The organism is Brachybacterium ginsengisoli (assembly GCF_002407065.1).
Lineage (GTDB): Bacteria > Actinomycetota > Actinomycetes > Actinomycetales > Dermabacteraceae > Brachybacterium > Brachybacterium ginsengisoli.
In genome coordinates this window covers 3,283,767-3,301,569 of the sequence record NZ_CP023564.1, presented here as the reverse complement: position 1 = coordinate 3,301,569, position 17,803 = coordinate 3,283,767, and the positions used below count along the sequence as shown (strand labels likewise).

The following is a 17,803-nucleotide window of genomic DNA, read 5'->3' as shown; positions in this document are numbered from 1 at the left end:
CGCAGTCGACGGGGCGGAAACGCAGCACGGATCCCGGGGGAGCGGGCGGACGGACGGCATGATGGACCTCGCCGCACGATCCGTTGCGCGCTGGCCTCCATCCCACCAGGGAGTCACCATGTCCGATCCCGTCCAGCCGCCCGTCTTCTCCGGTGATGCGCCGGGGGAGCCCCGCGCTCCCGGCGCCCGGGCGGACTCCCGGGAGCGTCGCCGCGGCGCCCGCTACGGCGCGTCGCTCGTGGCGGTCGTGCTCGGTGTCTACCTGGTGCTGCAGTGGCGGCCGGGACCGCTGCTGAGCGTCGGCGCGATCGATCCGCTGCTCGCGGCCCAGGTCGTGATCCAGCTGGCGCTCGGCGCGCTCCTGCTCGCCGGCGGCCTCGCCATCGCGCCCGCGTCCCCGATCAGGACGGCGCCGACGGCGCTCCTGGCCGTGGTGGTGATCCCGCTGGCCGCGCTGATCGTGCACCTCCGAGTCACCGGCGCCCTCCCCGGGCGGCCCATCTGGCTGTGGACCCTGCTGACCCCCGGCACCCTCGCCCTGGGCGTGGCGATCCTCGGGTGGCTCGTGGTGCGCGGCAGGTCCCCGTTCCTGTACGTGCTGGCTCTCGGCGCGGCGATCCCGGCGCTGGTGCGCTTCGGCCTGCTGCTGGCCGGGGTCGCGACCCCGGTGATCTGGTACTCGGACCTGCTGCTCTCGCTGGTGGTCGGGGTGGGTGCGGCGTGGATCGCCGCCGGGGCGGCGCGGCTGATGCGGGGCTCGTCGATGTGAGGTGAGGCCCGCGGTGATGTTCACCGACCGGCTCACGGGTTTCGCTTATGAAGTCCATAAGTTAGCGTGCCCGACATGATCCTCACCGGCCTCCTCCTCGGCGCCGTGCTCGGCTATGTCCTGCAGCGCTCGCGGTTCTGCGTCACCGGCGCGTTCCGCGACCTCTATCTGACCCGCTCGGCGCGCTACTTCATCCCCTTCCTGCTCGCGATCGCGATCCAGGCGATCGGCGTCGCGGCGCTGACCGGCGTGGGCGTCATCGCGCCGGAGCCGGCCACCTTCGCCCCGCTCGCCGTGATCGGCGGCGGGCTGGTGTTCGGCATTGGCATCATCATGGCCGGCGGCTGCGCCACCGGCACCTACTACCGCGCCGGTGAGGGCCTCATCGGCTCGTGGGTGGCGCTGATCTTCTACGCCCTGTTCGCCGCGGTCATGAAGTACGGGCCGCTCGGCGGATTCACCGAGGCCGCCCGTGCCCGCACCACCGCCGACTCCACGATCCAGGAGACCCTGGGAGTGAGCGTCTGGGTGCCCACGATCCTGTTCAGCGTCCTGGTCGCCGTGCTCGTGGTGCGCCAGGTGCGCGCGAGCGCCGCGCGCAGCGCAGGCCGCCCGGCGGCCCTGCGCCTGCCCGCACGGCGCACCGGCATCGGCCACTACCTCGCCGACATCCCCTGGAGCCCCTGGGTGGGCGGCGTGCTGCTGGGCCTCATCGGCATCCTCGCCTGGGTGCTCTCCACCGCGGCCGGCCGCAACGGCGGGCTCGGCATCACCACGCCCTCGGCCAAGATCGTCACCTTCCTGACCACCGGGGATGTCACCCTCGTGGACTGGTCGGTGATGCTTGTGCTCGGCATCCTCGTGGGCTCGTTCATCGCCGCGAAGCTCGCCGGAGAGTTCCGCTGGCGCGTGCCGGATGCGAGCACGATCCTGCGCAGCGCCGGCGGCGGCGTCGCCATGGGTGTGGGCGCGGCGCTCGCCGGCGGCTGCACCATCGGCAACTCCCTCGTGGAGACCAGCCTGTTCAGCTACCAGGGCTGGGTCTCCTTCGCAGCGATCATGCTCGGCACCTGGGGCGCCGCCTGGTTCTTCCTGGTGCGACCGCAGAAGGCCGCCGCGGCGAACCGGCCCGCCCCGGCGCTCACCCCCGCGGCGTGACCGGCTCGCGCTGATCGCCTGCGGCCGCCGGCCGCACGGCCGCCGTCTGATTCCCGACTCGCCCCCCGGCCCGACCTCGGGCCCCACCGAAAGGACCCTCGATGCCCGCCTACACCCTCCAGACCAACGGCGCCGTCTGCCCCTTCCCGCTGATCGACGCGAAGAACGCCATGCAGCAGCTGAACACCGGCGATGACCTGATCATCGGCTTCGACTGCACCCAGGCCACCGACTCCCTGCCCCAGTGGGCGGCCGAGGACGGCCACGAGGTCGTCGCCTTCGACCGCGTGGACGAGGCGAGCTGGAGCATCACGGTGCGCAAGGGCGCCTGAGCCCGGGGGGAGGGCCGTCCGGGCGATCGACAGGAGATGAGGGGCACGGCCTGCCCGTCGTCCACGGTCCGGCGCAGTCCCCTGCGAGCAGGCCGACCACGTCGTAGCATTGCGCGTCGAGCGGCGATCGTGCGAAGAGCGCGACCCGCCAGGGAGAGGGGCGGATCGATGGGGCGACGACGTCGACGAGGTCGGCTCACCGGAGGTGAGCGCACCTCGCTGTTCCTGGAGATGCTCGACGTGATCGGGCTCGTGGTGCACTTCCTGGTGCGCATCCCCGCACTGCTGCTCCGACTCCTGACGTGACCTCGGCGGGCGCCCGGATCGGGACGCCCCCGCGGGTCACCGGACGATGGACCGCCTCCGTCAGGCGCTGCCCTCGGTCAGGCTCGTCGCCGGCAGCCAGTCCGCCCCGAGCAGCTCCGCCACGTCGCAGAGCCCGGCGGTGTCTCCGCCGACAGTGTCGCTGGCGGCGGCGATGCGCTCCACCATCACCTTGCTGACCTGCTCCTCGACGGTGCCCTGCGCGTAGGCGATGTGCCAGGGGGAGACCTGGTGGTCGCGGTGGGTGCGCCCGGTGACCTGGCGGCCGGCGATGCCGGAGAAGCGCGCCTGGTGGAAGAGGCCGACGCGCGGCAGCGTGCTCGCCCGCCGGCCGCCCTCGAGGGTCTCGCCGGCGTGGAGGCTGATCGAGGCGACGGTGGTGAACACGCAGACCGTCGCCTCGCCGGTCTGGAACCGCAGCCGCTCGGCCTCGGCGTCGAACCGGTCCCGGCCGTAGATCGAGGCGACCTCGATCCCGGAGTCCCGCAGCCGCTCCGCGATCGGATCCGCGGCGGTGCCGACGAACTCGACCGAGCACGCCACCTGCCGCTCGGCCTCGACCTGCTGGGCGATCCACGCGACCGTGGAGTCCACCCTGATCAGCCCGGCCTTCTGCCGGAACCGCAGCAGCGCGGCACGCCCCTTGGCGGTGTTCCGGCCACGGCGGGCGATGTCCATCTCGCGGCAGAACTCGCCCCACTCCGCCTCGTACGCCTCGCGCTCCGCGGGCGTGAGCGTCACCGGCATCCCGGAGATCGGCACCGGCCCCCAGGGCGCCGCGCGGTGCAGCATGGCCGTCGGCCGCCGGCCCTCGAGCCAGCCGCGCACGCGCGCGAGATCCTCCGCCCGACGGGTCGCGTCGTTGGTCCAGGTGGCGCCGTAGCGCCCGCGCTCCAGGGCCACGCCATGGCGCTCGAGGGCGTCGGCGAAGTCGGCTGCAGGCTGCTTCACCGAGGTCCACTGCGCCATCGGCTCGCCGTGCGCCTGCGCGTAGGCGGGGGCGAGATAGGGAAGCTCGAGCGGGGTGTGGCCGGGCGTGGCGGTGGTCGCGATGACGAAGGGGGCCTTCTCATGCGGGCGGGAGTGCCCCGAGATCCGCGCCCAGAGCTTCCAGCGCTTGGTGGTGGTGCGCCGCAGCGCATGCGCCTCGTCGGCGATGATCACGTCCCAGTCGTGCTCCGCGACCTTCTCCAGGCGATCCCAGGTGATCACCACCCACTCCAGGTCGCCGTCGCCGAGCGCCGTGATCGTGCGGCACCAGTGCCCGATGGTGATCGCGGCGGGGCGATCCGCGACGACCAGCACCCGCTGCGCCTCCCGGAGGGAGCCGACGGCCGTCGCGCCGAGCACGGCGGAGATCGTCTTGCCGACCCCGGGCTCGTCCGCCAGCAGGAACAGGCGGCCGCCGGCCTGGGCGTGCTCCGCGATCGCATCGGCCGCCTCGAACTGGTTCTGCCGGGGCTCGAGATCCTCCGCCGGCTCGGGAGCGGGCGTGGGGTCCTCGGGGTTCAGCGTGTTCTCGAGGAACCGGCCGAGGGTGTGCGGGCCGGGGGAGTAGGGCGCCAGATGCTCGGGCAGGGTGCGGCCCACGTGCAGGTGCATCCGCACCGCCGGGTGCCAGGTGGCGCCCTCGACCTGCGTCCCGTAGGGGACGTCGAGCACCCACAGCCGCTCGCCCGGGCCGACGAAGGGCAGCTCCCGCGGGGCGTGCCGGGTGCTCCTGCGGCGGGAGGATCCGCCTCGCCGACGGGTGCTGGAGCGTCGACGGGTGGCCATCGCTCCAGGGTATCGGGGAACCGTGGGGGTGCCGGGACGGCTCGCCCTGAGCGGCGGCTGGCCCCGCCCTGAGAACCGCTTGCCTCCGTGAGAAGCCCGCGCCTACGGTACGAGGGCCGGTGGGCACGAGCAGGGCGGCCGCCGCTCGGGGGCCGATGCCGGGGAACGTCCGCAGTCGTCAGGAGTCAGGGGTCGTGATGGTCGGATGAGACGGCGCTCCGACCCCGCCCGTCGGCTGCCGCGCAGCCTCATCCCGCTGATGGCCCACGCCGTCATCACCCAGGGCACGATCTTCGTGGTCCGCCCCACGATCTCCTACCGCGCGCTGGAGATCGGTCTGGACAGCACTCTGATCGGCGTCCTGGCCGGCGCGTTCACCCTGGTCCCGCTGCTCATCGCGATCCCGCTGGGCACCCTCAGCGATCGGGTCGGGGAGCGGCGGCTGATGCTGGCCGGCCCCCTCGGCATGGTCCTCGCCATCGCCCTGATCGCGGGCATCGGCCACGGGGTCTGGGTGCTCGCGGCGGCGAGCGTGCTGCTCGGGGCCTCCCACCTTGCGGCGGCGATCGGCCAGCAGGCGATGGTGGGCGCCCTGGTGCCGCGGTCCCGGCTCTCGGCCGCGTTCGCCTACTACTCGCTCACCGGCGCGATCGGCCAGACCTTCGCCCCCGGCCTCATCGCCCTGTTCGGCGCCGGCCGCACCATCCCGGACACGCAGGCGATCTTCCTCGTGGTGCTCGCACTCAGCGCCTGCGCCATCCCGATCGTGCTGCTCCTGCCGCGACGGAGCACGTCCCGTGAGGAGGGGGCGCCGTCGCGGCTCGCGGTCGGGCAGCTGCTGCGGCTCAAGGGCCTGCCCTCGGCCATCGCAATCAGCGGGATCGTCCTGGCGGCGATCGACGTGTTCACCGTGTACCTTCCCGTGCTCGGCCTCGAGCGCGGCTACACCGCCGGGACGGTCAGCCTGCTGCTGGTGATCCGGGCCGCGACCTCCATGGCCAGCCGGATCCTGCTCGAGCCGATGCAGCTCGCGTTCGGCCCGAACCGGCTGCTGCTGGGCACTGTGCTGCTCGCCGTCGCGGCGATGGCGGCGGTGCCGCTGGTCGACCTGGTCCTCGTGCTCGCCCTGCTCATGGTGCCGCTCGGGCTGGGCCTGGGCCTCGCCCAGCCGATCACGATGGCCTGGGTCGCGGCGATCGCCCCGCCCGGCCTGCGCGGCAGCATGATGTCGCTGCGCCTGACCGGCAACCGGCTCGCCCAGACCGCCATGCCCGCGATCGCCGGCAGCGTCGCCGGGACCATGGGCAGCAGCGGCGTGCTCTGGGTGCTGACGCTCAGCCTGGGCGTGAGCGCCGTGGCGGCGCGGCGGGTGGATGTGAACGTGGGGGAGGACAAGCCGCCCGGCGGCACCCCGCCCGCGCCGCCGGCGGCCTAGGTCAGGCCTCCGCGCGGAGGCAGGCGGCGGATCAGGCAGCTCAGGTAGCTCCGGGCGGAGCTTTCTCGGTCGATCCCTCGCCGCTACCGCCGAGTCATGCGCGGTCCTGAACCAGAAAATGGATCAGAACCGCGCATGACCGCCGGGTAGCCGGGGAGGTGCGGGCGGGGCATCCGGACGAGCTGCGGATGCGCCCGTCCAGGGATCCCTCACCGGGCTACGCTCGCGTGGACGAGCTCCGCAGGGTCGTCGGCCTGACACGGCAGTCACGCCCGACGCCCGACTCGCACCCCGACCGGCCACCCCTCCCACCGAAGGCAGGACCATGACCCTCGACGCACTGCTCGCCCCGGACGCCCAGCTTGAGAAGGTGGCCAGCGGCTTCACCTGGTGCGAGGGCCCGGCCTGGATCCCGGCCCGCGGCGTGCTGCGCTTCAGCGACATCCCCGGCAACCGCGTGGTCGAGATCGCGGAGGCCGACGGGGCGGTCGTCGAGGTCAGCACGGACGCGGAGTTCACCAACGGCCGCATCCTCGCCGCGGACGGCGCCGTCATCGAGTGCTCGCACGGCCGCCGCGCCGTGCAGATCGACCGCGGTGCCTCGGACCCTGAGGCGCCCTACGCCCCGGAGGTCCTGGTGGACCGGTTCGGGCAGGCACGGCTGAACTCCCCGAACGACGTGGTCGAGAAGTCCGACGGGACGATCTGGTTCACCGATCCCGCCTACGGCATCAAGCGCCCCGTGGAGGGGCATGCGGGGGAGGAGGAGTACGGCGACCGGTACGTGTTCCGCTTCGACCCGGCTGACGGCTCGCTGACCCCGGTGGTCATCGACGTCGAGGCGCCGAACGGCCTGGCCTTCTCGCCCGACGAGAGCGTCCTGTACATCTCGGACTCCTCCCTCTCCCCGGCCGATGCGGAGCATCCGAACCCCGACCGCCCCCGCGGTCACGAGATCCACGCCTACGACGTGGTCGAGGGCCGCCACGCCAAGAACGGCCGCACCCTCGTGGAGGTGGACCCCGGTCTGCCCGACGGGTTCCGGGTCGACGCGGACGGGAACCTGTGGAGCTCCTCGGAGAGCGGGATCCAGGTGTTCACCCCCGACGGCGAGAAGCTCGGCGAGATCCCGGTCCCCGAGAAGGTCGCCAACTGCTGCTTCGGCGGGGCCGACGGCCGCACGCTGTACATCTGTGCGAGCACGAGCATCTACCGGATCCGCACCACCGCGCGCGATGCGGTGGAAGCGCGGGTCGAGGGGGCCGGCGCCGGGCGGTGACCCGGGGCGCCGGGCGGACAGCTGGTCACCGTCCCTGCCTCCGATACTCCCGCGGCGTCATCCTGCACGCCGCGCTCACGTGCGCGTAGAAGCTGCTCAGCGACCCGAACCCGGCGGCCTCGGCGATCTCGGTGACCGTCATCGGCGTGGTCAGCAGCAGCCGCTGCGCTTCGGCGACCCGGCACATCGTCACGTAGTCGCCGAGGGTCACCCCGGCGGTGCGACGGAACACCGTCATCGCGTGCGAGGGCGTGAGGTGCACGGCCTCTGCGATGTCCGCGATCGCCAGTGGCGAGCGGTGGTTGTCCCGCACGAACTGCGCCATGGCGCTGACCTGCCGCAGTCGTGCGGCGGGCACGGAGCCGGGCCCGTCGGCCGACGGCTCCGGGTGGGCGAGCGAGGAGGTCCGCAGGACGCGGCGCACCGCCGCCTGGATCTCCAGCAGGGCGATCTGGGCGCTGTCGCCCACGTCGTCGTCCCCGCCGCCGGGCTCCGCGCCGCCCACCTCCTCGCCCCAGCGCTCGGCCGAGCGGGCGATGCGCTCGGCGAGGTCGGGGGCATGGGTGATCAGCGGCTGGGCGCTGAGCAGGGGAGCGGTCTGCGCCTCCGGGAGCCCCCAGGAGAGGAACAGGCTGAAGGGCACGTGCACCCAGCACATGTCGCCGGTGCGGGAGCCGACCAGGCCGTGGGGCTGCGCCGCCCAGAACACCGCGATCTCGCCCTCGCGGATCGTGAGCGGCTGGCCGCCGAAGAGGTAGTGCAGCTGGCCGTCGAGCACCAGGTTGATCTCGACGTCGTCGTGGCGATGCATCGAGAGCATCGCCGGCGGGGAGCCCCGCCGGATCCACAGCCCCGGCGGCATCTCCTCGACCGTGTCGCTGAGCGGCCACTGCGTCATGGCGTCACCGTAGCCCAGAACCTCGGCTCGCCACCGCAGGATCCTGGAACTCTCGCCAAGGATCCGGGCAGACCTCCGGCACCGTGCGCCCCTAGCGTGGAACCATGACAACGACGTTCGTGAAGAACCCCAAGATCACTCTCATCGGCGCCGGCGGATTCGTGTTCCCCTTCCGCCTCATCGGGGACATCCTCTCCTTCCCCGCGCTGCGCGACTCCACCCTCACCCTCATGGACGTGAACCCCGACAAGCTCGGCCCCGTCGCCGCCGCGACCCGCGAGCTCGTCGCCCACCACGGCTTCCCGACCACGGTCGAGGAGACGACGGACCGACGGGCGGCGCTGGACGGCGCGGACATCGTCATCATCACCTTCCAGGTGGGCGGCGTGGAGTCCTACCGCCACGACGTCGAGATCCCGCGCAAGTACGGGATCGACCAGACCGTGGGCGACACCGTGGGCCCCGGCGGCGTGTTCCGCTTCCTGCGCTCGGTCGCCTCGTACGACGCGATCGCGGCCGACGCCCTCGAGGTGTGCCCCGACGCCACCTTCATCAACTACGCCAACCCCATGGCGATGGCCACCGCGTACCTCAATGCGAAGGGCCTGCGCACCGTGGGGCTGTGCCACAGCGTCCAGGGCACCACCCGCATGCTCGCCCGCACCCTCGACGTGCCCTACGACGAGGTCACCTACCGCTGCGCCGGCATCAACCACCAGGCCTGGATCCTCGAGTTCATGCACGGCCAGGAGGACCTGTACCCGAAGGTCCGCGAGGTGATGGCCGCGAAGCATCGCCGCGGCCAGGGCGCCGACGACCTCGCCGGGGACGACGGCGACCATTCCGGTGCGGCCGATGCCGCCAGCACCTATGAGGGCGGCAACGAGCAGGTGCGCACCTCGATCATGAACGCCTTCGGCTATTTCCAGACCGAGTCCAGCCACCACGCCTCCGAGTACCTGCCCTACTTCCGCAAGACCCCGGAGCTCGCCCGGGAGTTCATCCCCGAGCGCTGGGACTACTACGAGATCTGCGTGGCCCACGACGACCAGGGCGACATCGACGCGCAGCTCGAGAAGCTCAAGGCGGAGCTCGCCCCGAGCGTCGAGTACGGCGCCAGCATCGCCAACTCCATCGTCTCGGGCACCCCGAGCGTGGTGCACGGCAACGTCCCCAACAACGGCTCGCTCATCACGAACCTCCCGGCCGACTCCTGCGTGGAGGTGCCCTGCCTGGTCGACGCCCGCGGCGTGCAGCCCACCGCCATCGGCGACCTCCCGCCGCAGCTCGCCGCGCTGAACCGCACCAACGTCAACGTGCAGACCCTCGCCGTGCGCGCCGCCCTCGAGGGGAACGTGGAGAACGTCCACCACGCCGTCGCGCTCGACCCGCTGACCGCCGCGCTGCTCACGCTCGAGGACGCCCGCTCGATGACCGACGAGCTGCTCGAGGCGCACCGCGATCGGCTGCCGGAGCGGTTGCAGCGTGAGTCGTAACGCTAAATTTCCGAGACCCGTTGCCTATGCTCGACTTCATGGCAATGCATCCGCTCCAGCCCGCGTTGGACCGTTCATCTAGAGCTCTACGGACCGTTACAGACCTAATCGAGATTGCCAAGGGGCGCAAATCTCATTCGGGACGCTCTGACGCCCGGCAATCGTCTCTCTACCGAGCAGTGGTTGCAGCCTCTGTAGGCGCGGTAGAGGAGACGGCGGAAGCACTTGTAACCGAGGCGCTGCGTGCACAAGGAATCCAGCCTGCCGCGATTGTCTTGCTCGAAACTGCGGTTGCTCGGCAAATGCAGACCCCTAACGCGGACGAGGTGCGAAAACTAATGCGGTCGTTCCTTGGGTATGACCCAATTTCTGCGTGGAAGGTTCACCTTCGTACGTCCGCGCCAGCATATAGAAAGCGAGTTCAGGTCGGCTCCAAGGAGGCCTATCAGCTCTGGACTATCTATAACCAGACGCGGTGGTGGGAAGGCTCTGATGCTGCAGAGGTGTGGGATCGATTTGTGAAGGTTTGACACTCCTTTGCCCATCAAGATTCATCAATAACCCTCTTTTCCAAGAGGGAAGTTGAAATGATGCGCAACTCGCTGGCTAAGAGAAAAGCATCCACCGAAGATGAGGTGGATTTCGTAGAGCGCATGACCGCGGTTGTCGCGGTCCGGACGCTGACGCCTTCCCCGTACCCGGATGACCCTGTGTTGGATTGGCGACTCCATGAAACTCAGACGGTAAATTCGCTCCTCGCGGCCGCGGGCGTTATAGCCTCTATGGCTTGCGGTCTAGCGGGCTACCTTGACGACACGGGGAGCGTTTCGCGTTCGAACTTCGACCCATTGCACCTAGATCTCGAAAATGGCGACTGGGTCCCTCTTGCCGGACCGGATCTAGTCGGTAGTCCAAGTTTAGTCGAGTGGAGGCTAGTGAAGTATAGGCCGAACTCCCGAACCGTCAAATAGGGGTTCTATCTGCAGGGGGCCTTGGGGGCTGCGTGTGTGCCAAATCATCAAAACGCCGTTTCGGGTTTCTGGCTGATTTAGGTGCAGCAGTTAAAAGCAGTCCTTGCCGTCCCATCGTGCTGTCCGTGCCCACCCGCAACCCTGCTTTCGTTCCGTCATCGACTGTCAGCTGACGGGCGTGCACGGGTGGCGGAGGTCAGGGCCGGGGGACTCCCTCCCACCGGGAGGCGATCCGTGCGAAGACCTCCTCGGCCGGCTCACGCAGCTCCCCGACGCCCGCGGCGGACAGCCGGTCATGCCGCACCGGGTCCCACTCGTGCCGGCGACCGAGTACGTGGTCCGTGAGGGCCTTCGTGATCTCGCCGTCGCGGCGGCGAGCTGCGGCGCTCGCACCGGGCCAGTGAAGGCCCATGAGCGCGGGCACGTCCACGGCATGGCCGGCGAGCTCCCCGTCTGCGCCACCGATCAGCATCAGATGAGCCGATCCACCACCCTCTGCATGGGCGGCTGCCAGGCGCACGGCTGCGAGGCGGTAGATGTAATCGGTCAGCACATCGGCGCGGACCGCACCGGGCTCGGCATCCCCGCCGGCGATCCCTGCGGCGTAGTCCGCAACGATCTCGTCAGCTCGCTCGGAGGTGATGTCGAAGCTGCGCAGCTGATCGCTGATCGATCGGAGATCCGGGGGATCGAACGGCGCTCCCATGAGCTGGCGGAACAGGGCGATCTCGTCCTGCGTGGTGCTGACCAGCAGAGGCGTCCCGGCCGCCTTGCCGGAAGCGAAGGCCTCCACAGGGTGCGAGGCGAGCACACCCTGAGGGAGCTCATGGTCATCGACCACGCCGAGAGCTCCCGGACGAGGCCCGTTGCGCAGCCCGATGTCTGTGAGGACCACCTGTGCCTGCGCGTGGACGGTCTCCTCCGGCGGGCAGTTCCGCAGCACGTCGGGCGACACATCGTCGCCTAGGGCCGTGAGGAATCCATCGGCCATCTCGGCGGCGTGCGCGAGCGGGAGGATCCGCGAGGCTCCGGCGGAGAAGACGCCCAGCCTCCGGTAGAGGCCTCGCGCCGACGGGGCCGCGGGCAGCGCGGCGGTGAGGAACCCGCCGGCGCTCTCGCCGACCACCGTCACCTGTGACGGGTCGCCGCCCACGTCGGCGATGTGGCGCTGGATCCAGGCGAGCGCTGCGATCACGTCTCTCAGGCCCAGGTTGCTCGCCTCCGGGAAAGCCTGGGCGATCCCCGGGGTGCTCGCCGCCGCGAGGGTCATGAAACCGAGGGCGCCCACTCGGTAGTTCACAGAGACGACGATCATCTCGCCGGTCGCGGCGAGGGTGGAGCCGTTCAGCGGCCAGCTCGATGCGGAGCCGTGCTCGAACCCGCCGCCGTAGATCGCGACGTACACCGGCAGGGGCGAGGAGATCTCGCTCGGGGCCCAGATGTTCAGGACATGGCAGTCCTCCCCGGGCTCGGCACCGAGGGGCTGGTTCGGGTCCTCGATCTGGAAAGGAGCGGGCCCGTGCTCCCCGTGCTCCCCGTGCTCCCCGTCACCCCACCCCTCGGCGACGATCGGCGCGCTGAAGCGCTCCGCTGTCGCGTAGCGCACGCCGAGCAGCCGACGGAGAGCACCTCCGGTCCCCGCAGTCGCTGCTGCTCCGGCATCCGAACCAGTCGTCATCGGTCATCCCTCCGTGGTCGATCGGTGCAGCGGGATTTCCTCCCGCTAGGGCGGCATGCAGCTCCGGCTCGGTCGAGCCGGAGCTTGGATCATCGCCGAGCGATGGGGCCCGTGGCGAACTCGGTGTCGGCGTCCGTAGAGCTCCCGTCGGCCGATCCGCGTGTCACCGAGCCTCCCGGGTTCCGTCGCAGCGCCAGGATCAGCAGCCCGAAGGCCGCGAGGAACATCGTCACGTTCAGCACGAAGGAGAGGCCGTAGCCGCCCGTGCCGTCGACCAGCAGGCCGTGCACATAGACTCCGGCGGCATTGGCGAGCGACCCCGCCATCAGGATCGGCCCGAGGATCTTGCTGTACTCGAGGGTGCCGAACACCCGACGGACCAGCACCACGACGGCGACCAGGTTGATGCCCTGCGCGATGCCGCCGGCGAAGCTCGCTGTCGAGAGGGAACCCTCCGTCCCGAAGAAGTACAGGCCGCTCCACCCGAACACAGCGATGAGGGTGAACATCCCGATGGCGAGGACGGGGCGCAGCTGGTCGATGGCCGCTCCCATCGCGAACTTGCCCACCGACGCGCCGAGCAGCAGCAGGGAGAAGATCGCGGAGGCGACTGTCAGAGCGAAGCCCTGGCCATGGAGGTAGGTCGGGATGTGCTGCACCAGCGAGCCGGCGAACTGGTAGAGCACTCCGGCGAGCACGAAGCAGGCGAAAGGGAGGCTGGTGTAGGCGTCGCGGGCGCGGACGCCGGTCGCGACCGCAGCCTCGCCTGGGGCGGATCCGGGGTCGAATCCGTACGGCGTCTGGGTTCCGGTGGGTCGCAGCTTCGTGACGAACACCGTGAACGGGAGCAGCGTGACCAGGACGATGATGCCGGTCAGGGCGTAGGCGAAGCGCCATCCCTGATCCTCGATCACGGCACCGATCATCGGGCTGAAGACGGCTCCGCCCACCGCCGTCATCGCGCCGGCGATGCCGGTGACGATGCCCAGATGCTTGGAGAACCAGTTGCCCAGCAGGATCGGGATCGAGAGCATCACTGCCACGGCCTTGGTCACGCCAAGCACCAGGTTCGCGGCGTACAGCACGTAGATCGAGGTGGCCCCCGCGGAGGCGAAGTAGGCCAGGGCCAGCAGCACCACCGTCACCGACAGGAAGACCTTGAGGTTGATCCGCTCGAAGAGCGGCGAGGCTATGCCCAGTGCGATGGCTCCGGCCAGCCCGGAGACGGTGCTCATCAGGGTCACCGTGGACAGATCCACGCCCAGGGACTCCTGCACCGGGCCCCAGAAGATGCTGGCTGTGTTCACCGTCAGGCCGAAACCCACGAAGGACAGTACGCACGTGGCGAGGAAGACCAGCCAGGCGAAGTGTCGCCAGCGCGGGGTCCTGGGTGAGGTCATGGTCCGTCTCTCCTTTGAACTGGGACCTCCGGCACAGCCATCACAAGGGCGCAGTGCGACCGGAGCAGGCGCCGACGATAGCACGATTGCGGACACTGCGGACAATGTCCGCAGGGCGGTGTGCAGTGCGGGTCCCAGCACTACACTTCCGGTGTCGCTCCCCGCTGGATCTCGACGGGGACAGGACCGATGCGACCCGGAGCAGGAGAGCGCCAGTGACGCCAGATGCGATCGCGATGAGAATCGCCGAGGCCATACGAGAGGGCGCCTACCGCGAAGGTGACCAGCTCGTGCAGGAAGAGCTCGCGAAGCGGTACTCGGTCAGCCGCAACCCGGTGCGCGAGGCCCTTCGTCTCCTCGAGGCGCGCGGGCTGGTGACCATCCGAGATGGCGTCGGCGCGACCGTGCGGGTTCTGACGCCCGACGAGCTCTCCGAGATCTATACGCTGCGCATCGCCATCGAGCCCACCATCGCTCAGGCGGTCATCGACGGTGCGACGGGACGGGCGCTCCAGCGCCTGCGAGTCCTGGCCGCGGCCATGGAAGAGACGGTCGAGGGACCAGAGTGGCTGCGCACGAACTTCGACTTCCACTCGCTCCTGTACGAGCTCTCGGAGCGTCCGCGCACGACCGCGCTCCTCAGCTCGCTGCTCACGGCGGCTCAGCCCTACGCGCTGCACAACATCCAGAGCGCCTCCGGACGCGAGCAGGGTGATGGCGACCATCGCAGGATCATCGACGCGATCGCCGACGGTGACGCCGAGCGACTCGCGGAGCTGCTGGTCGAGCACATGGTGAGCGCTGAACGGCGGGTCGTCGGCGTCCTCCAGGGTGACTGACGGCGTCGCCCGGTTGCCCCGTCCCGGCCTGGCCGCGAGCGCCCGGGGTCGATGCCGTCGACTGTCAGCTGGCGAACCACATTCGCCCCCGGTGTGGTTCGTCAGCTGACAGTTGGGCGCGCGCTCCGGCGTGCGGCGTCGGCTGCCCGGCCGCCGGCCGCCGGCCGCTACGCCTGCTCCAGCTCCCGCCGCGCCGTCGCCAGCACGGCCTCGGTCAACCCCTCCAGCAGCGCCGACGGCGCCTTCGCCACCTGCCAGTACAACGCCGAGGTCACGGGCTCCCCGCCCAGATCCACCAGCTCGCCGCTCGCGAGCAGCGGCTCGGCCTGCATCGTCAGCACCATCCCCCAGCCGAGCCCGGCCACCACCGCGTCGGCCAGCTCATGCGTGGAGGGGACCAGATGCCGTGGAGCGAGCGCAGGGTCCACTCCCGCCCGGCGCAGCCACGTGGCCTGCAGGTCGTCGCTCGCGTCGTAGTCGATCCGCGGAGCCCGTGAGAGGACGTCCTGATCGACCTGTCCCGTCGGCCCCGCCCAGCGCTCCTTCCAGGCCGGGGAGGCGACCGCGACGTAGACGATGCTGCCCAGCCGCAGCGAGCGGTACCCCGGCGGGGCCTGCGGCGAGGACGTCACCGCCGCGAGGGCGGAACCGGTGGTGAGCAGTCGCGCGGTCTCGTCCTGGTCCTCGCGCTGCAGCTCCAGCTGGGCGTCGTGCTCGCGGGCGAACTCGGCCAGGGCCGGCACGAACCAGGTGGCCAGGGAGTCCGAGTTCACGGCGATCCCGATCCGGGGATGCTCGCCCTGCGCCTCGAGTCCCAGGGCCGCGCTCGCCTCCTGCTCGAGCAGAGCCTGGCCGCGCGCGAAGCGCACCACCACCTCGCCGGGCGCGGTGAGCCGCACGGGCTTCGCCCGCACCAGCAGACGCTGGCCCAGCTGCTGCTCGAGCAGCTTCAGCCGCTGGCTCACGGCCGACGGGGTCATGTGCTGGCGTCGGGCCGCGGCTTCGAGCGTGCCCTCCTCGGCCACGAGGCGGAGCGTCTCGGCGAGGGAGGGATCGATGCGCATGTCCGGATCCTAGATGAAGCTCTGCTTCAGGTGATGCAGGAATGCTCGCTGGTGCTTCATCGGCGGCGGTCCTACCGTCGACCAGGTGACACCCCTGCTCCACGGCCTCCTCGCCGGCCTCACCCTCATCATCGCCATCGGCTCGCAGAACGTGTTCGTGCTCCGCCAGGGCATCCGGCGCGAGCACGTGCTCGCCGTGGTGGCCGTCTGCATCGGCTCGGATGCCGTGCTCATCTCCGCCGGAGCCGGCGGCCTCGGAGCCCTGGTCAGGGCGGTGCCCGGACTGGTCGTCGCCGCCCGCTGGGCTGGCGTCGCCTTCCTGCTCGGCTACGCGGCGCTCGCAGCCCGTCGGGCGCTGCGCGGCGGCGAAGCGCTCGAGGTCGACGGGTCGGGGCGGGGGAGCGGGCTCGGTGCCGTGGTCGCCACGACCCTCGCCATCACCTGGCTGAACCCTCACGTCTATCTCGACACCGTTCTCCTGCTCGGCTCCTTCGCCTCCACCCACGGCGACCGCGCCTGGCTGTTCGTCCTCGGTGCGCTCGCGGGCAGCACGATCTGGTTCACGGCGCTCGGCGTCGGAGCGCGCGGGCTGGGCCGGGTGCTCTCCAGCGCGAGATCCTGGCGGGTGCTCGACGGGGTGGTCGCGGTGACGATGGTCGCTGTCGCGGCGATGCTCGCGGTGGGGTGAGGCGCGCTCGTCGGCGTCGTCTGGCCCACCGGCCGCGTCGACCCCGCCGTTCGCGTCGGCTCCGTCGCCGACTGCCGGCTGCCGGCTGGCGAACCCGAAGTCGACCGTGATCTGGTTCGTCAGGTGGCAGTCGAGCGTGAGGCCTGCTGGGGCGGGGAGGGCGGCTTGCTGCCGACCGACGTGCTGGCCCGCGCGACGCGACCTGTCAGTAGAACAGGGCGCTCGACAGGAAGGTCACCATCCAGCCTGCGACCAGGTTCACCAGCGCAGAGACGCCGAGGGTGGTGCCGATGATGGCCATCGTGCGGCGGCGACCCTTCTGCGTCAGGGCGACGATGCCGAGGACCGTCGCGACCAGGGCGAGGAGTGCCGAGGGCGCCTGGAGGATCAGGTTGAACATCCAGTACGGCAGGTTGATTCTCTGCAGGACGTCCGGGGCCAGCGGCCACAGCGCCTGTGACGCCAGCCGCCACAGGAACATCAGGATCGCCGCCACGAACGAGGCGGTGCCGAGCGGGTTGCTCGGGAGCGCCGGGCCGTCTGCCGTCGGCGCGGACGCAGCTGATGCCGCGGACGAGGTGGCAGGGGCCGGCGGAGGTGACGGCTGCTGCGGTGTGGTGGACATGGCGCTCCTCGAGGACCAGGCGGGAGCTCGCCGGATGCGGCCCCTTGCCGTCCCTGCCGGACGGTGAGGTCACCCTAGCGGTGCACTGAGCGGTTCCCCCGGCATGCCCGCCATCGCGATCGACGAGATCCTCCCGGGGGATGGCCACGCCGAGGGTGAGCTGGGCGTTCGTCACCGTGTTCACGGAGGTCACGTACACGTGGCCGGCGGAGCCCTCCACCGCGTCGAGTCAGCTGGTCCGGAACTTGTCGGCGAGCTCGGTGTCGGACGGATCGGCGAGGTCGTAGTGGAAGATCTCCGGCGCGGTCCGCTCGAGGTGCGCGGTCCAGTACAGCGCCGCGATCGCATCCGGCTCGGAGGCCGGCCGGCCGCTCCCGATGCGTGCGCCGAGGGCGATGTGGGCGACGTGCACCCCGCGGTCCGTGACGGAGTCGTGCAGGGAGAGGAGCCAGTTGCGCAGGGCGGCGTTCGCGACGTTCGCGTTGGCGACCTGCGGGACGACCATCGGCCCCGATCCCGCCCCGGTGGTGGCGAGGATCGTGCCGCTGCCCCGCTCGAGCATCCCGGGCAGCACCTGGCCGATGGCGGTGATCGCGCCGAAGAAGCTGGTCTCGAGCGCGGGCAGCGCGTCCTCGACGGTGAGGTCCACGGCGGAGACCAGCGGGTGCCGCGCCAGGTCCGCCAGGGACGGGGCGGGGGAGTACTCCAGGACGTCGATCGGTCCGAAGCGCTGCTCCGCCTGCGACAGCGCGTCCTCCAGGGCGGGGCGGTCGGTGACGTCGGCCGGGAAGGCGGCGGCTTGTATGCCTGCGCGAGCGAACGCCTCGGTCATGGCGCTGAGCTGCGCCTCTCCGCGCGCCACCAGGGCCACGTCGAAGCCGCCCTTCTCGGCGAACGTCCTTCCGATGGCGCAGCCGAGCGGGGGTCCGGCTCCGATGATCGCGATCGTCGGCATGGTTCGAGCTCCTCGAGGGTGCGGGTCGTGGCGTGGTCGGCGGCCACCGCAGTGATCCACCTCCAGGTGCTACGCGCCGGGGACCCCAGCGATTCCCGGAGTCCGGCACCCGGGCT

General features: G+C 70.9%; 16 protein-coding genes. 9 read left to right on the top strand and 7 right to left on the bottom strand.

The window, feature by feature from the left end; all coding sequences use genetic code 11:
* Positions 1-118: 118 nt before the first annotated feature.
* The 4 genes from CFK41_RS14800 (at position 119) to CFK41_RS17990 (ending at position 2,565) form a co-directional block, all read left to right on the top strand.
* On the top strand, positions 119-769 hold the full coding sequence (locus CFK41_RS14800; RefSeq protein WP_096800367.1) for a hypothetical protein: 651 nt from the start codon (positions 119-121) through the stop codon (positions 767-769).
* A gap of 75 nt (positions 770-844) precedes the next feature.
* Positions 845-1,927 (top strand): YeeE/YedE family protein, encoded by a 1,083-nt coding sequence (locus CFK41_RS14795; RefSeq protein WP_096801113.1) that lies wholly within the window; start codon positions 845-847, stop codon positions 1,925-1,927.
* 101 nt (positions 1,928-2,028) lie between these two features.
* Positions 2,029-2,259, top strand: a complete 231-nt coding sequence (locus CFK41_RS14790) for a sulfurtransferase TusA family protein (protein WP_096800366.1) — start codon at positions 2,029-2,031, stop codon at positions 2,257-2,259.
* A 168-nt stretch (positions 2,260-2,427) separates the two neighbouring features.
* Positions 2,428-2,565, top strand: coding sequence for a hypothetical protein (locus tag CFK41_RS17990; protein WP_169928835.1), 138 nt, complete (start codon positions 2,428-2,430; stop codon positions 2,563-2,565).
* A gap of 60 nt (positions 2,566-2,625) precedes the next feature.
* On the opposite strand, the gene CFK41_RS14785 is transcribed toward CFK41_RS17990, so the two are convergent.
* On the bottom strand, positions 2,626-4,359 hold the full coding sequence (locus tag CFK41_RS14785) for a DEAD/DEAH box helicase (protein ID WP_096800365.1): 1,734 nt from the start codon (positions 4,357-4,359) through the stop codon (positions 2,626-2,628).
* A 205-nt stretch (positions 4,360-4,564) separates the two neighbouring features.
* On the opposite strand from CFK41_RS14785, the gene CFK41_RS14780 reads away from it, so the two are divergent.
* Together CFK41_RS14780 and CFK41_RS14775 are read left to right on the top strand one after the other, a co-directional pair.
* Positions 4,565-5,794 (top strand): MFS transporter, encoded by a 1,230-nt coding sequence (locus CFK41_RS14780; RefSeq protein ID WP_096800364.1) that lies wholly within the window; start codon positions 4,565-4,567, stop codon positions 5,792-5,794.
* Between the two features lie 325 nt (positions 5,795-6,119).
* On the top strand, positions 6,120-7,073 hold the full coding sequence (locus CFK41_RS14775) for an SMP-30/gluconolactonase/LRE family protein (RefSeq protein ID WP_096800363.1): 954 nt from the start codon (positions 6,120-6,122) through the stop codon (positions 7,071-7,073).
* 25 nt (positions 7,074-7,098) lie between these two features.
* On the opposite strand, the gene CFK41_RS14770 is transcribed toward CFK41_RS14775, so the two are convergent.
* A complete protein-coding gene (locus CFK41_RS14770) occupies positions 7,099-7,971 on the bottom strand; it encodes a helix-turn-helix domain-containing protein (RefSeq protein ID WP_096800362.1) in 873 nt (290 codons plus the stop codon).
* Positions 7,972-8,075: 104 nt separating this feature from the next.
* On the opposite strand from CFK41_RS14770, the gene melA reads away from it, so the two are divergent.
* Positions 8,076-9,467, top strand: a complete 1,392-nt coding sequence (gene melA, locus CFK41_RS14765) for an alpha-glucosidase/alpha-galactosidase (RefSeq protein WP_096800361.1) — start codon at positions 8,076-8,078, stop codon at positions 9,465-9,467.
* A 1,167-nt stretch (positions 9,468-10,634) separates the two neighbouring features.
* Here melA and CFK41_RS14760 read toward each other — a convergent pair.
* Complete coding sequence (locus tag CFK41_RS14760) at positions 10,635-12,116, bottom strand: carboxylesterase family protein (protein WP_096800360.1); 1,482 nt, start codon at positions 12,114-12,116, stop codon at positions 10,635-10,637.
* 89 nt (positions 12,117-12,205) lie between these two features.
* On the bottom strand, positions 12,206-13,516 hold the full coding sequence (locus tag CFK41_RS14755; protein ID WP_096800359.1) for an MFS transporter: 1,311 nt from the start codon (positions 13,514-13,516) through the stop codon (positions 12,206-12,208).
* A 236-nt stretch (positions 13,517-13,752) separates the two neighbouring features.
* Between CFK41_RS14755 and CFK41_RS14750 the strand changes: the two genes are divergently transcribed.
* A complete protein-coding gene (locus CFK41_RS14750) occupies positions 13,753-14,355 on the top strand; it encodes a GntR family transcriptional regulator (RefSeq protein ID WP_227873105.1) in 603 nt (200 codons plus the stop codon).
* 167 nt (positions 14,356-14,522) lie between these two features.
* Here CFK41_RS14750 and CFK41_RS14745 read toward each other — a convergent pair whose 3' ends face one another.
* On the bottom strand, positions 14,523-15,419 hold the full coding sequence (locus CFK41_RS14745) for an ArgP/LysG family DNA-binding transcriptional regulator (protein ID WP_096800357.1): 897 nt from the start codon (positions 15,417-15,419) through the stop codon (positions 14,523-14,525).
* 85 nt (positions 15,420-15,504) lie between these two features.
* Here CFK41_RS14745 and CFK41_RS14740 point away from each other — a divergent pair, with 85 nt between their 5' ends.
* Positions 15,505-16,107, top strand: coding sequence for a LysE/ArgO family amino acid transporter (locus CFK41_RS14740; RefSeq protein WP_096800356.1), 603 nt, complete (start codon positions 15,505-15,507; stop codon positions 16,105-16,107).
* Positions 16,108-16,312: 205 nt separating this feature from the next.
* On the opposite strand, the gene CFK41_RS17985 is transcribed toward CFK41_RS14740, so the two are convergent.
* Positions 16,313-16,732 (bottom strand): hypothetical protein, encoded by a 420-nt coding sequence (locus tag CFK41_RS17985; protein ID WP_096800355.1) that lies wholly within the window; start codon positions 16,730-16,732, stop codon positions 16,313-16,315.
* Positions 16,733-16,961: 229 nt separating this feature from the next.
* On the bottom strand, positions 16,962-17,687 hold the full coding sequence (locus tag CFK41_RS14730; protein ID WP_096800354.1) for an SDR family NAD(P)-dependent oxidoreductase: 726 nt from the start codon (positions 17,685-17,687) through the stop codon (positions 16,962-16,964).
* Positions 17,688-17,803: the final 116 nt, after the last annotated feature.

Excerpts from the sequence above, each read along its gene's own strand:
- CFK41_RS14745 (WP_096800357.1), bottom strand. The coding sequence starts at position 15,419 with ATGCGCATCGATCCCTCCCTCGCCGAGACGCTCCGCCTCGTGGCCGAG.
- CFK41_RS14755 (WP_096800359.1), bottom strand. The coding sequence starts at position 13,516 with ATGACCTCACCCAGGACCCCGCGCTGGCGACACTTCGCCTGGCTGGTC.
- CFK41_RS17990 (WP_169928835.1), top strand. The coding sequence starts at position 2,428 with ATGGGGCGACGACGTCGACGAGGTCGGCTCACCGGAGGTGAGCGCACC.
- CFK41_RS14790 (WP_096800366.1), top strand. The coding sequence starts at position 2,029 with ATGCCCGCCTACACCCTCCAGACCAACGGCGCCGTCTGCCCCTTCCCG.
- CFK41_RS14750 (WP_227873105.1), top strand. The coding sequence starts at position 13,753 with ATGAGAATCGCCGAGGCCATACGAGAGGGCGCCTACCGCGAAGGTGAC.
- CFK41_RS14800 (WP_096800367.1), top strand. The coding sequence starts at position 119 with ATGTCCGATCCCGTCCAGCCGCCCGTCTTCTCCGGTGATGCGCCGGGG.
- CFK41_RS14760 (WP_096800360.1), bottom strand. The coding sequence starts at position 12,116 with ATGACGACTGGTTCGGATGCCGGAGCAGCAGCGACTGCGGGGACCGGA.
- CFK41_RS14770 (WP_096800362.1), bottom strand. The coding sequence starts at position 7,971 with ATGACGCAGTGGCCGCTCAGCGACACGGTCGAGGAGATGCCGCCGGGG.
- CFK41_RS14775 (WP_096800363.1), top strand. The coding sequence starts at position 6,120 with ATGACCCTCGACGCACTGCTCGCCCCGGACGCCCAGCTTGAGAAGGTG.
- CFK41_RS17985 (WP_096800355.1), bottom strand. The coding sequence starts at position 16,732 with ATGTCCACCACACCGCAGCAGCCGTCACCTCCGCCGGCCCCTGCCACC.
- CFK41_RS14730 (WP_096800354.1), bottom strand. The coding sequence starts at position 17,687 with ATGCCGACGATCGCGATCATCGGAGCCGGACCCCCGCTCGGCTGCGCC.
- CFK41_RS14785 (WP_096800365.1), bottom strand. The coding sequence starts at position 4,359 with ATGGCCACCCGTCGACGCTCCAGCACCCGTCGGCGAGGCGGATCCTCC.
- CFK41_RS14780 (WP_096800364.1), top strand. The coding sequence starts at position 4,565 with ATGAGACGGCGCTCCGACCCCGCCCGTCGGCTGCCGCGCAGCCTCATC.
- CFK41_RS14795 (WP_096801113.1), top strand. The coding sequence starts at position 845 with ATGATCCTCACCGGCCTCCTCCTCGGCGCCGTGCTCGGCTATGTCCTG.
- melA (WP_096800361.1), top strand. The coding sequence starts at position 8,076 with ATGACAACGACGTTCGTGAAGAACCCCAAGATCACTCTCATCGGCGCC.